The organism is Blautia sp. DFI.6.71, from assembly GCF_020593585.1.
Lineage (GTDB): Bacteria > Bacillota > Clostridia > Lachnospirales > Lachnospiraceae > Blautia_A > Blautia_A wexlerae.
Window position 1 is genome coordinate 139180 of sequence record NZ_JAJDMJ010000001.1, and the last position, 12527, is coordinate 151706.

Sequence of the window (12527 nt, forward strand, 5' to 3'; positions counted from 1 at the left end):
AGCCTCCAAATATTAAAGTGCGTTGATATAAAAAACAGTCATTATTATGGCGATAATACCAAATGCAATTGAATTTATAGGTGAAAGTCTTTTTTGCTTTATAAAAGAAAGATTGATGACTAAAGCAAGAACGGGGAAAAGCCAGACACCAAGGATACTTGGTACATTATAAGTCTTAGCCCCTTCGTGGATAATCGGTAATTGTTCGGGGAGGAATAGCAGCATAATCGCTGAAATAATAAACATTAAAAAAATAATTGTAAAGTTAATTTTTGCATATCGCTCATTGCTTTCTGTAAAATCATTTCCTAAAAGATTTTTTAATAATTTTCTAATCATAGTTTTGTCCTTTCTATGTATTAAGTTCTTAAATTATATTCCATGAATGACCTATAAAGAAGATAGCAAGTGCAGTAATCATGGAGGATTACTATGGTAATAAAAAAAGATATTCATTTGATTCCCCTTTATTAATTTGGAATACATCCAATTATATAATATTTTAGGAAGAAAAAAAGTAAAGTGTAACAAAAAGCGACATATCTGTAACAAAAGAATTTAACACCATATTGGTTAAATACCCCATTGCAGTTAAATGACAAATTGTGACAGTACAATAAAAAAGAGCAGATTTTTTGCTACAATGACCATGCAGTCGAGAAAATCACGGAAAAGGGGATAACATGAAACAGGCAGGGCGCTTTTTGAGTAAATATATAAAAAGAAATTTTGGTGTATTTGCTATTTATATGTTACTTTGCATATTGTGTTCTATACTATCGCTAATTGCACCATATATATCAGGCAACTTCATTGATGTTTTATTACATATAGAGCAACGAGAACAATTGGTAAAATATTGCGTAGTATTTGCAACTATGAGTTTTGGGTCTATTGCATGTAACTATATTATAAGTCAGATTTTTGCACGATTACGAATTAAAATGAATTATGAAATAAATATGGATTTCCTCCATCATATAAGGAAAATTTCAATACTGACATTACAAAAACAAACAACAGCTTCTATAACGCAAAAGTTAAATTATGATACGGGGATTGTCACTAGCTTTTCATTACAGACGTTACAAAATATCTTGACAAATATTATTACCATGATTCTTTCATTGATTGCATTGTTGCATTTTAGCTTGGATATTGGAATTATTTTGGTTTGTATGCTTTTGGTATATTCAGGTACCTATATCATATTTAAAAAGCCTCTTAAGCATTGTAACCAGGAAGCAAGAGAAAAAGAAACAAAATATTTTAGTACATTATATAAGCAGTTAGGCTATATAAAATATATTCAGATGAATTGTGTTGACCGATTTTTTGATGGGCTAATGAAAAAATCATATGTTTGCTTATATAAAGCTGGAATGCGTGTCCAGAAAATTGGTTTCCTTTTTACAAGTTTAGATAAAATAATTATGACTATAGCACAAATAACGCTTTTCTTTTTGGGAGGAATCCGTGTAATGGAAGGAATCCTAACTATAGGAGAATTTACCATTATTTCGACTTACTTTAGTATGATTCTAGGTGCAATACGATATTTCTTTGGTTTAGGGAAATCTATACAAGAAATGCAAGTTTCGTTGGGACGGCTTATCAATGTAATGAGCATTGAAGAAGAAAAATACGGTAAGAAAGTAATTAAACATATTCAAACAATTGAAGTGAATAATTTGGATTTCGTTTTAGATAAACGAGTAATATTAAAAAATTTCTCATATAAATTTCGACGTGGAAACATATACGGGATTACTGGCGAAAATGGAGCTGGAAAAAGTACGTTAATGAACATTATAACAGGGATGTACTGGATACCGGAAGCACCTATATTTATAAATGGAGTCCCAATTGTTAAATGTGACCTTGGAAAAATGAGAAGAACAAGCTATGGAATCTTAGAACAGGAACCGATATTACTTGAAGAGTCTATAAAAGATAATATGTTTTTGGGTGGCGAAGACAAAAGCGGTAGTCAGAAATTTATAGACATTACAAAATTATTGGGGTTAGATGTGTTTTTGAAAAAATTGCCGAATGGATTAGAAACTATTATAAATGAAAATGCTATGAATCTTTCAGGAGGAGAAAAACAAAAATTATCCCTATTAAGGATTTTATTAAAGGATTCAGAAGTTCTAATTTTAGATGAACCTGCATCAGCATTAGATACTGATTCCAGAGAACAACTATACAATTATCTGAATACAATAAAACGAAATAGTATCATATTTATTGTAACACATGATGATAAAATCACTGATAAAGTGGATCATATTATAAATTTATCTAAAAATGCATAAGACGGAGGAATTGAGTATGTATGACTTTAAAATGACAGCTCGACTTAGGACAAACATTATGAAGCAAAGACCGATTTTTGAGCAAAAAAACTTTAGTTTTCGTAGAGAAGAGAAGGAGGGGTATATTAGCGTAAGGAGTACGAATCTTCCACGATTACAGGAATTGTTTTTGAATAGGACTACGCAAAATATTTTAAAGAAATGTAACGGGAGCAATACGGTTGAACAGATTATAAGAATAATTAGTGATATGTATCCGGACATACAAAGGCAAGTAATAGCTAATGATGTTGTAAAAAATTTAAGTGTTTTATCAAGATTTCAATTAATTGAGTGGAAAGAGAGGAACCCATTTATGAAAAAATTATGTGTAGCATTTGAAGGAAACAAAGAATTTGAATTGTTAGATGAGGGAGATATTAGAGAGATTATTACATTTATCAAAGCAAATAGTAAGAATGTCCGATTTTTAAATGTTATGAGTCGATTCGAACCATATTATGATGAGTTGTTTATAAGAGATGTCTTATTTAATTTTACAGAAGACTTTTTTGCTGTTCGAGAAAACGGGGAAATTAAGGGGATTGCTACTTTGAAATATACTACAAACTTAGACAGTACAGTATGCTCTTTAGGACTTTTAATTGCACAGGCAGGATACGAAGAGTCTTTATTAACTGGAATTGTTGAGTACTCAGGCGGTACCTGCAACCGGGCAATGGTTAAAATTAAAGTTCAATTACCTGAAAAGGATTGTGACGCTAAAGCAGAATTTATTGAAAATTTGCAGACGCATGGTTTTATAAAAGAAAATATTTCCTTGGGGGAATTTCAGGGAGGAAACGTTTGCAATTACTGTTTCTTTTATGAGAAGGAGGGTTCAAAGGCATGTTAAGAGACTTGATTGTGGGGCCGCATCAGATTAGTTTTGATATTACAAACAAATGTAACTTGAGGTGTTTACATTGCTATAATAGTAGTGGTGAAAATCTGGCGTCCCAAAACGAACTTACGGATCAGGAAGTCTTAGATTTTATAGATGAGTTTAAGAGTATAAAATTATTAAATTTCTGCTTTTGTGGTGGAGAACCTCTTTTACGTAAAGAATTGATTGTAGAAGCTGCAAAGAGGCTACGAACTTATGGGTGTGAAAATGTAGCAATGGTGTCGAATGGGATTTTAATGACTGATGAAGTAATTGAAGAGCTTATAAATGCGGGAGTAACTAGAATACAGATTAGTTTAGATGGTATAAAAGCAGAATCTCATGACCGAATTCGAAATAAAAAAGGTGTTTATGAAAAAGCAACCAGGGCAATTGAAGCTTTGGTAAAACACGGAGTAGATACTGCAGTTGCTTTTACACCAACGAGTTTTAATATTAGTGAGCTTAGGGCAGTACGGGACTATCTTCACACAGTAGGTATTTCTGGGACTAGTTTACGGGTACAGCCGCTGATGATTATGGGAAGAGCAAGCCAGAATGTCAAAGCAATTGAAGCGACAAATGACCAATATAGGGATTTGGTTATGGAAATTAGAAAAATGAATATGGAAGGAAAGGACCCCCAGATTGACTGGGGAGACCCGATTGACCATTTAATACGTTTCCGGCAAAAAGATTTAATGTTGACGAATGCTATTGTTAGGTCTAATGGGGAACTAATTGTTGACCCATACTTGCCTATCATCTTAGGAAATCTGAAAAAACATTCCTTTACAGAATATTGGGAAAATGGTTTATACAAAATGTGGCAATTAGAGATTGTCAAAAAACTAGCAGAGAAAGTTATTTGTATAAGAGAAATGGATATAGAAAGCAATGATATGCCAGTTGAGTTTAAGAACGGCGATGTATACATTGATTTAATTGAGGACGATGTGAACGTCTTATCTGAGCGACTCCTCGAATTTTTTAAATAGATTACTTGAACGAAAGGAGATATAATATATGGGAGAAAACACATATGAAGCACCTGTAGTAAATACTTTAGATGGAAATGGAAATGGTACAGATCCAAATGTACAGCCGGCGGGACTGGTTTGGCAGACAGAAATTGCCGTTGCATATGCATATGCATTAGTACTTGTAGTGTGGTCTCAGATTGATGTCACACCCTAACCCTAGTAAAAAAACAAAATAAAACCAATAGTATTATGACACATAGAGGAGAGTAATTTGAGTGCAAGTAATCTAATTTAGATGTGTTTCATAATACATAAATAAGGCTATTCGGGAACCGGATAGCCTTTCCGATTTAGAGGCTTCCCCAATGGATATTCCGTTTGAAACGGAATACTCACCCCAATTTAAATAAATTTCTTGACATAAAGTTTTATTAAATTTATTATCTGTATAGTAATACCAGAGAGGAGATGACTTATGTTAGAAATAGCTATTTGTGACGATGATGCAATAATACTGAAAACTCTGGGGAAGTATTTCGGTAAACTCAATGATGCAACAATTAAATATGATATTTATAATAGTGCGGATACCTTGTATAGGTATGTAGAAGAACAAGGGACAGTCTATGATGTTTTTATCTTAGATATTGAAATGCAGGGGATGAATGGTTTAGAACTGGCACAGAAGATAAGAGAAAAGGATTCCAACTGTCTCATTATCTTTTTAACTAATTACTCTCAATATGTGTTTAGTGTATTTGAGGTCATCACATTTGATTTTTGCGTAAGCCGCTAGAATATTCTGAATTTGAAAATTTAATAAAAAAAATAAAGCGATATTTTAATATTACAAAAGGAGTATTTGTTTTTAGCTACAGAAAAAATAGTTTTTCTATTCCCTTTGAAGAAATATATTACATAGAGAAATCCGGCAGAAGAGCATATTTATATTCTAAGGATAAAGAATATATTTTTAATATGACTTTAAATGAAATATGGAAGCAGCTTGATTCTGGAGCATTTGTAGCAATTTATCCTTCTTGTATTGTGAATTTATTTTATGTGCGAGAAATTGTAAGAGATGAGTTGATTCTAAAAACTGGAGACAAACTTTTTGTTAGTAAAAAATATTGTCAAGAGGTTAAGAAAAGGCATTTGAGATTTATTAAGGAGAAGGGATAAAGATGCTTATACTAACTTTTATTATGAATTTATTTGACTTTTATATAGTAGATAAGTATTATTATTGCTTTTCAAAAGAAAGAAAAAGGAATACTTTTTTTTCAATAACTACATTAGTAGCAAGTGCTTTTGTACTTAGTATTGTAAATGCTATTGGATATCCAATAGCAAACCTAATATGTAGTATGTTTTTAATATATCTATATTGTACTAATTTTATGTTGCCACGAACGTATTATCTGTTTTTGCCTATGCTTTATTTAGGGTTAGGTTTTATTACGGAGCCAATTGGCGTACTATTGCTGGATTCCTTTTCGGAGATTTTTCCGAACCTATCGGAGTCAGTAAACTATTTTATTTCTGTAATGCTATGCGAATTGATAAGATTATTTACTGTAATAATCATTAAAAATTATTGGAAGGGAAATCTTATTGACTTACCATTGAAAATCAATGTGTTTTTGTGCCTGATTTATATATTGGGAATTATAAGTTGCTGCATTGTTGTTCGAGTTATATGGCTATATGATATACCTGAAGAGTGGTTATTGTGTACGAGTATTATATTTATAGTTCTCTTTATTAATATATTAATATTTAGTGTTTTTAAAAAAATGAATACAATATATGCTTCAATCTATGAAAAGGAAATGATAATACAAGAAGCAAAGTTAAAAGAAGCATATTACAGTGAAGTTGATAAAAGTAGTCAGTATTTGAGAAAAATACGGCATGATTTAAAAAATAAATTGATTGGGATATATGGAATAGAGGATGATAATGAATTAATACGTACCAAAATTAAAGAAATAATAGGTGAATTAGAAGACAGTAAGAAAAATTTATATACGGATAATTGTATTTTAAATTCCGTATTAAATATAAAATATAGTGCCGCTCAGGTAGCAGATATTAAGATAGAAAGCAATATTTTTGTGCCTAAATATATGAATATTGACTATGGCGATATGGGAGTACTATTTGGCAATCTCTTGGATAATGCGATTGAAGCGAACCAAGGGGTAGATAGGAAAAAACGTTGGATTAATGTGTCAGTAAAATATGAAGAGCACATATTAATAATTAATATTAAAAACAGCAAAATACGGGGAAGTAGACGAAAGAAAAAGGGCTATTTGAATCATGGGATTGGACTCAACAGTGTTAAGCAAATTGTTGAAAAATTTAATGGGATTGTTGAGGTTCAAGATTTTGGTGAAATGTATGAAGTTAGCGCAATCCTTTATGGTATTTGTGATGACAAGGATTTGGGGAAAAGTGTACTGTAAAAATCAAAGGTAAGAAACAATAATAATTGACACTATTTATGAACAAAATGTACAGAATAAAATAAATATTGGATAGGTTATAATAAACTGGACAGATATAGAAGGATTCGACCTTAAAAGGTATGGTATGGACATTTCCTTTTAAGGTCTATATCTACGGCAAATATGTATTGTTTTTAAAATAAGTTTTCATCCTCACTAGGTGACATAAGCCGGTAATAAAAGGGAATATCCGATAATCATGTAGGGAGTTAATAGGAACTGAGTAACCCAGCTTCCGTGTTCTACTGTCCGGTAAAATGGAAACAGCATAATCCTTGTGTTTGATTCGCAGAATCTTATTAGAAATTACAGTACTGGTGATATATATTAATAGTATAAAGTGGGATAAATTTTATCCTAAACAATCCATGTGCATATCCCAGTTCAATCTGAGACACCGACGTTTGGAATACCATATAACGATTAATTTACTATTTTAATTGCCTTATAAAATCAAAATAGTATGGGATATGATGAAAAGACTTACATTTGTCTTTGTCTATTTAATCATTGTAAATATCCAATTAGACGAAAGTACTATTATAAAATTACTAATATATAGCTACAAGGAAGAAGCATATTTAGATAATTGATGTAGATGTAAAAAACTTTTATTTTATATATAAAAGTATTCTTGCAGAAAATAGTGATAACATTAGCTATAATTTGTCGAAAATTCTGAAACGGAAAGTAAGAAAAATATTTTCCCAAACAGTCCATTCTAATAACACGAAAACAAATCTATACTCAAGGTACATTAGTTTGGGAGTGATAAAATGTACGACGATTTTCAAATTATATCTGCAAATCTAAAGTATTTGAGAGAAAAAAGTGGATATACACAAGAGCAGTTGGCTGAAATTACTGGATTATCTGTTTCACATATCAGTAAAGTAGAAGCCGGTTTACGCAGGGTAGGAATGAAAACATACATAAGTATTCTGCAGGCATTGAATGTAGAAGGAAATGACTACATTAACCTGGCGGTAAAGGATTCCAATGAAAATAATATCAAACAGTATCTTGCTATCTTTGAAGGATGCAGCGAAGCGGAAACGAAGTTTCTGCTTAACAGCCTGGAAAGTTTGAAAGCTAACCTGAAACAATTAAATCCACATGCAGCGTAAGCATAAAAAAATGGCGTCAGGCCATTTTTTTATTTGCCCGAAAAGAAAAAGGCGACAGCATCTGTCAAGATATTCACCTATATAGTTAACTTCGTCAAATTTCATATTGGGAAAATTATCGTTTCCTATCATAAAATCTGAATTGGCAATTCACAAGAATTTTTGTCCAGCATAGTCACTTCTGCACACAAACATCCCTGTTTATAATGAAGACGGTTCAAACTTATTGGACAACTGTACCTTGAAAACAGAATATCGTAAGCGATGAATAATCCACCGGTTTTTCAGTATCCAAAATTTATGAGATAATCCCTCTAAGGAGTGGTATCTCTATAACTTTTCCAGTTTTTTGCACTTAGGACCATTTCACTTCAGTTCTTCTGGTACCTGTGCTAATCTCACTCCAAATAAAAAACAGGAGTTGAATTTTTATGCCTAAAAAAAATCCAAGACGTACAGATAAAGAATGGTTGGATCTGATCCAGGAATGCCGGTCCAGTGGTCTTTCTGATAAATGCTGGTGTCAGGAACATCATATCCATACAAGCAACTTTTATTACCAGATACGAAGACTTCGACAAAAAGCCTGTGAGATACCGGAACCAGTCCATTCTTCTTTCTCAGGAAAACAGGAAGTTGTACCGCTTTCTTTTGAGGAACCGGCAGTCTGCCCATCCTCAGTGCAGCTCAAAACGGATACCATTCCAGACTCTGTTATAAAGATCACTTATCACAGTTTCCAGATTGAGATCACCAACGCAGCAGACCGTGAGACCATATTTCATATGTTATCAGCGCTGCAGGATTTATGTTAGGTGATCTGTCCGGTGTGTCTAAGATCTTCGTTATCACCGGACGTACAGATATGCGAAAAAGTTTCGACGGGCTTATGGCTATCATACGCGATACTTATGAACTCGATCCGTATGCAAATGCAGTTTATCTTTTCTGTGGAAGGGATAGCCGTAAACTTAAGGCACTCCATTTTGATAAGGATGGTTTTGTGCTGCTCCAGAAAAGGCTTGACGGAAACGGCAGGTTCCAGTGGCCGCGGAATGCTTCGGAAGCCCGTCTTTTGACGCGTCAGGAATTCCGGTGGCTTATGGAAGGTCTTTCCATCGATCAGCCCAAAGCAATCAAAGGCACAGGCAGAAAAAAAGATTTCTGATCCTTTGTGCAAAACAGAGAATTTTAAATTTTCTATATCCGTGACAGCAGGCAGCCGCCAGACACTTATCCACTGCTTTCTTTTTTCCTTTCGAATGCGATGTGGATGAGACTCAAAAAAACATCTGTTTTAAAACAGCAGGTGGATATCTTTCCTAAAAGAATGAGCATACAGGCATATCTTTCATTTTTTTAGGAAAGATATCCACAACTGAGGTACCGTCAGATTGACAGTACCATCTGTCCCGTCTGTTTGCCATATCCCCGTACTTCTTTTATAATAGGGATAAGAAAACAAAGGACGGAAATGCCATGCCTCATGATACAGAAGATATGATCCAGCTTTTATTAAACACGAATAAAGAACAGGAACAGACCATTGTGGATCTCAGAGCTACCATAAAAGAGCTCCGCAGCACTATTGCGAACCTGAACGAGACGATAGATGAACTGAAAAGGAAGATCTTTGGAACATCCAGCGAAAAGACCAGGCGTCCTGATCAGGAGGAAGGAATCCAGGAGGAAGAAACGGTGACCGTTGTAAAAGAACATACACGGACCAGAAGAAAAAAGTCTGTTCGTGCAGATCTGTATGAGGCCCTTCCCATAAAAGAGATCTCCTGCGATGTTCCCCCGGAAGAAAGGATCTGTCCGGACTGTGGTTCCCCGATGGAACACCTGGGGTATAAGTTTGTCCGGGAAGAACTGCGTATCACTCCGGCAAAAGTGGTAAGGGTCCATTACATGCAGGAAACCCTTATGTGTCCTGTATGTCGGCAGGAGGATGAAACAATGATCGTAGAGGCAAAAACACCGACACCGCTTCTTGCCCATAGTCCCGCATCGCCGGATATGGTGGCAATGGTCATGTACCAGAAAAGCTTTCTGCACCTTCCCTTTTACCGTCAGTCAAAAGACTGGATGGAAAAAGGGGTGCCTGTCCCAAGAGAAACTGCAGCGCACTGGTACAATTACTGTTCATTGGAATATCTCTCTCCAGTCTATGAAGTAATGCATCAGGAACTGCTGGCAAGAGAGATCCTCCATGCAGACGAGGTACCCTGTCAGGTGCTTCATGAAGAGGGAAAAACTGCCACTTCAAAATCCTATATGTGGATCTACCTGAGCGGGACTGATGGAAAACCACCGATCATCCTGTATGATTACAGACCCGGACGGAGCGGGGATTATCCGATAGAATTTCTCCATGGTTTCACTGGGATGCTCCAGTGTGATGGGTATAGTGCATACGGCAGGATCGAAGATGTTGTCCTGGTCTGCTGTCTTGCCCACTGCAGGCGTAAGTTCTTTGAAGCAGTCCCAAAAGCACGTCAGAAAAAGCTGAAACTTCTGGACATTAATTCTGAACAGGAACTTGCAGAACCTCCGCAGGGAACTGCAGAAGACAGTTCCCTGCTCCCTGCCGAAAAAGGAGTTGCATTCTGTAACCGTCTTTTCTATATGGAACGTCTCTACAAAGAACTTCCACAGGAAGAACGAAAACAGAAACGCCAGGAAACAGAACCTGCCATCTGGAATGAATTCTGGACATGGTTGGAAACCCTGGAGCCTGCTGGCGGGAGTAAGCTTGAAAAAGCGGTAAACTATGCCTTTAATCATAAAGAGACCCTTATGAATTATCTACTGGATGGAAGATGCGAGATCTCTAATAATGCAGCGGAACGTCGGGCAAAAACCTATGTGACGGGGCGTAAAAACTTTCTGTTTCATGATACTGCTGATGGAGCAACGGCAAGTGCCATTGTATTGAGTCTCATAGAAACAGCGAAAGCCAATAACCTGAACATCTATCATTATCTCTACACCTTGCTGCTGTATATGCCGGACTATAAAAATGAGCCCGCAGGCATAAAACAGCTGCTGCCATGGAGTGACTTTATAAAAGAAAGATGTACCGGGATCATAGATATCGAAAAAGTAAGACCTGAAGAACGTGGGAACCTGAATATTTAAGGTTCCCAGGAAGTCGTGACCGGGTGATTATTCATCGCTTACAGAATATCAGTATGGTGATATTTTATTTTTGGTTAAAACATGTCATTTCTGACATTAAAAATATCTTGAAGGACACAAAAACATCCAGGACATCCAATAGGATGATGTGGAGCAATGAGCTGCGCGAGGAAGCATTTGTCTGCCAGACATAATTTTTTTTCATAACAGGGCAGATCAGACAAGGAATCGTAATAGAAGAAGGAAAAGTGTGAGCGGCACTCCGGCATGGGTTACCGGCGGCAGGTAATCCGAAACCCTGGATGATAATGATACCTTTACTGACAAAAACACGGTAACCAGGGTAGCGTCTGGGACATGCTGCAGCGGGAAAGGGTACTGCAGGGTGTCAGGCGGTCTGCTAAGACCGGTCCTACATACTCCCGTTTCACACCGGGGAGAGAGAATGAAAAAATCATGCTGGCAGGGAAGTTGCTGTCAGCATGGTGTGTGGAAATTAAAGAAGAAACTATTTATTTTATCCGTATTTGTTTTCAGGGATATGCAGAAAAGTCTTATTTTCTTCATATCCCTGGGATGAAATCCGGGAAAATCAGGAAGGAGAGCAACAGCATGAAACTATTTGCATTTAATGAATTGTTTTCAAAAGAGAAAAAGAGCAGGGGACAGGAATCTCTCGTATGCTTTGGAAAGATCAATAACGGAGAGGTTTTTATCAGTCCAGTCGTATGTCTGGATGCAAAGCCTTTGAATGCGGTGATATATAACCGTTTTGTATCTTCTGAAAGCGCACAGTGTTTTCTGGATTATGAACGTGAGATTGAGGTGTTATACTGTGAGGTACAGGAATATAATCTGCTGGCAATGTTTAACTCCGTGGGCTGCAGTACGGCTGTGGAGGATATTGCATGGGATAAAATACTGGAGCTTGCCCGAAAACATTTGATTGATGTTGTAGTCCTTCAAAGCATGAGCCGGCTGTCGGGAAACTTTGAGGAGATCATAGAAATTTTGGATACTCTTTACAGTTATGGTGTAAAAGTAGACTGTATGGGCTATGGCATCCTGGAACAGGATGTTTTATATCAGTACATAGAAAAAAGAAAGAGAGAAACCCAGATTTTAGAAGAAAGGATTCTTGAAATCATGCTGGAAAGTATGGATGAGGGAATGGAAGGGTAAATTCATATGCTTACCAGGGAAGACTTGATGCATATGAGAAACATGTCTTTTGAGGATATCAATCCGGCAGAAATACCAGATTTGGATGAAATGAACATAGATGTTACAAAAAGTAAAAGGGAAAAGATTCTGGGCATCCTGGAATCAGGAAAGAATCCTTATTTCATAAAAAGCGGAAATATCGTTGTGAAAGTAGGGTTCGCTTCTACAAGCCGTACAATAGAGGAAGCACTTGAAAGCCTTGTGCAGATGAAGTGGTGATACAGAGGAGGAAACTGTGATTTGTGTCAGCGGATTGCGGGGTAGACAGGGGAATAGAACTATGGTAAGATGATGGC

14 protein-coding genes are annotated in these 12527 nt (G+C 35.8%); 13 read left to right on the forward strand and 1 reads right to left on the reverse strand.

The annotated features are described in order from the left end of the window. Window positions 1–12 precede the first annotated feature (12 nt). Window positions 13–339: a hypothetical protein gene (locus tag LJE12_RS00665; protein WP_055058936.1), complete on the reverse strand. Its 327-nt coding sequence runs from the start codon at window positions 337–339 to the stop codon at window positions 13–15. A 344-nt stretch (window positions 340–683) separates the two neighbouring features. On the opposite strand from LJE12_RS00665, the gene LJE12_RS00670 reads away from it, so the two are divergent. From LJE12_RS00670 to LJE12_RS00730, 13 genes are all read left to right on the forward strand, one after another. Further along, window positions 684–2318, forward strand: coding sequence for an ABC transporter ATP-binding protein (locus LJE12_RS00670; RefSeq protein ID WP_055058937.1), 1635 nt, complete (start codon window positions 684–686; stop codon window positions 2316–2318). 16 nt (window positions 2319–2334) lie between these two features. Then, entirely contained in the window at window positions 2335–3213 is an 879-nt protein-coding gene (locus LJE12_RS00675; protein ID WP_055058938.1) for a PqqD family peptide modification chaperone, read from the forward strand. Then, the gene (locus tag LJE12_RS00680; RefSeq protein ID WP_055058939.1) at window positions 3207–4241 is read left to right on the forward strand and encodes a radical SAM/SPASM domain-containing protein; all 1035 of its coding nucleotides are present in this window, start codon (window positions 3207–3209) and stop codon (window positions 4239–4241) included. Before LJE12_RS00675 ends, LJE12_RS00680 begins: the two co-directional genes overlap by 7 nt. Window positions 4242–4269: 28 nt before the next feature. Beyond that, the gene (locus LJE12_RS00685) at window positions 4270–4440 is read left to right on the forward strand and encodes a hypothetical protein (RefSeq protein ID WP_155512398.1); all 171 of its coding nucleotides are present in this window, start codon (window positions 4270–4272) and stop codon (window positions 4438–4440) included. Window positions 4441–4701: 261 nt separating this feature from the next. After that, entirely contained in the window at window positions 4702–5022 is a 321-nt protein-coding gene (locus LJE12_RS00690) for a LytR/AlgR family response regulator transcription factor (protein WP_227226173.1), read from the forward strand. Next, window positions 5007–5408: a LytR/AlgR family response regulator transcription factor gene (locus LJE12_RS00695; protein ID WP_227226175.1), complete on the forward strand. Its 402-nt coding sequence runs from the start codon at window positions 5007–5009 to the stop codon at window positions 5406–5408. Before LJE12_RS00690 ends, LJE12_RS00695 begins: the two co-directional genes overlap by 16 nt. A gap of 2 nt (window positions 5409–5410) precedes the next feature. After that, window positions 5411–6697, forward strand: coding sequence for a sensor histidine kinase (locus tag LJE12_RS00700; protein WP_227226177.1), 1287 nt, complete (start codon window positions 5411–5413; stop codon window positions 6695–6697). 818 nt (window positions 6698–7515) lie between these two features. Beyond that, the gene (locus LJE12_RS00705) at window positions 7516–7866 is read left to right on the forward strand and encodes a helix-turn-helix domain-containing protein (RefSeq protein ID WP_055058942.1); all 351 of its coding nucleotides are present in this window, start codon (window positions 7516–7518) and stop codon (window positions 7864–7866) included. 431 nt (window positions 7867–8297) lie between these two features. Further along, on the forward strand, window positions 8298–8681 hold the full coding sequence (tnpA, locus tag LJE12_RS00710; protein ID WP_161233677.1) for an IS66 family insertion sequence element accessory protein TnpA: 384 nt from the start codon (window positions 8298–8300) through the stop codon (window positions 8679–8681). Then, complete coding sequence (tnpB, locus tag LJE12_RS00715) at window positions 8675–9034, forward strand: IS66 family insertion sequence element accessory protein TnpB (RefSeq protein ID WP_081019426.1); 360 nt, start codon at window positions 8675–8677, stop codon at window positions 9032–9034. Before tnpA ends, tnpB begins: the two co-directional genes overlap by 7 nt. Before the next feature lie 311 nt (window positions 9035–9345). Further along, window positions 9346–11007 (forward strand): IS66 family transposase, encoded by a 1662-nt coding sequence (tnpC, locus tag LJE12_RS00720; RefSeq protein ID WP_055056075.1) that lies wholly within the window; start codon window positions 9346–9348, stop codon window positions 11005–11007. A gap of 357 nt (window positions 11008–11364) precedes the next feature. Further along, window positions 11365–12189 (forward strand): recombinase family protein, encoded by an 825-nt coding sequence (locus LJE12_RS00725; protein ID WP_055058943.1) that lies wholly within the window; start codon window positions 11365–11367, stop codon window positions 12187–12189. Window positions 12190–12222: 33 nt separating this feature from the next. After that, entirely contained in the window at window positions 12223–12450 is a 228-nt protein-coding gene (locus tag LJE12_RS00730; protein ID WP_147418534.1) for a DUF6870 family protein, read from the forward strand. Window positions 12451–12527: the final 77 nt, after the last annotated feature.

Bases quoted from the DNA above. Each gene is read 5' to 3' on its own strand.
- LJE12_RS00665 (WP_055058936.1), bottom strand. From the start codon at position 339: ATGATTAGAAAATTATTAAAAAATCTTTTAGGAAATGATTTTACAGAA.
- LJE12_RS00705 (WP_055058942.1), top strand. From the start codon at position 7,516: ATGTACGACGATTTTCAAATTATATCTGCAAATCTAAAGTATTTGAGA.
- tnpA (WP_161233677.1), top strand. From the start codon at position 8,298: ATGCCTAAAAAAAATCCAAGACGTACAGATAAAGAATGGTTGGATCTG.
- LJE12_RS00685 (WP_155512398.1), top strand. From the start codon at position 4,270: ATGGGAGAAAACACATATGAAGCACCTGTAGTAAATACTTTAGATGGA.
- LJE12_RS00680 (WP_055058939.1), top strand. From the start codon at position 3,207: ATGTTAAGAGACTTGATTGTGGGGCCGCATCAGATTAGTTTTGATATT.
- tnpB (WP_081019426.1), top strand. From the start codon at position 8,675: ATGTTAGGTGATCTGTCCGGTGTGTCTAAGATCTTCGTTATCACCGGA.
- LJE12_RS00675 (WP_055058938.1), top strand. From the start codon at position 2,335: ATGTATGACTTTAAAATGACAGCTCGACTTAGGACAAACATTATGAAG.
- LJE12_RS00690 (WP_227226173.1), top strand. From the start codon at position 4,702: ATGTTAGAAATAGCTATTTGTGACGATGATGCAATAATACTGAAAACT.
- LJE12_RS00725 (WP_055058943.1), top strand. From the start codon at position 11,365: ATGCTGCAGCGGGAAAGGGTACTGCAGGGTGTCAGGCGGTCTGCTAAG.
- LJE12_RS00700 (WP_227226177.1), top strand. From the start codon at position 5,411: ATGCTTATACTAACTTTTATTATGAATTTATTTGACTTTTATATAGTA.
- LJE12_RS00670 (WP_055058937.1), top strand. From the start codon at position 684: ATGAAACAGGCAGGGCGCTTTTTGAGTAAATATATAAAAAGAAATTTT.
- tnpC (WP_055056075.1), top strand. From the start codon at position 9,346: ATGCCTCATGATACAGAAGATATGATCCAGCTTTTATTAAACACGAAT.
- LJE12_RS00730 (WP_147418534.1), top strand. From the start codon at position 12,223: ATGAGAAACATGTCTTTTGAGGATATCAATCCGGCAGAAATACCAGAT.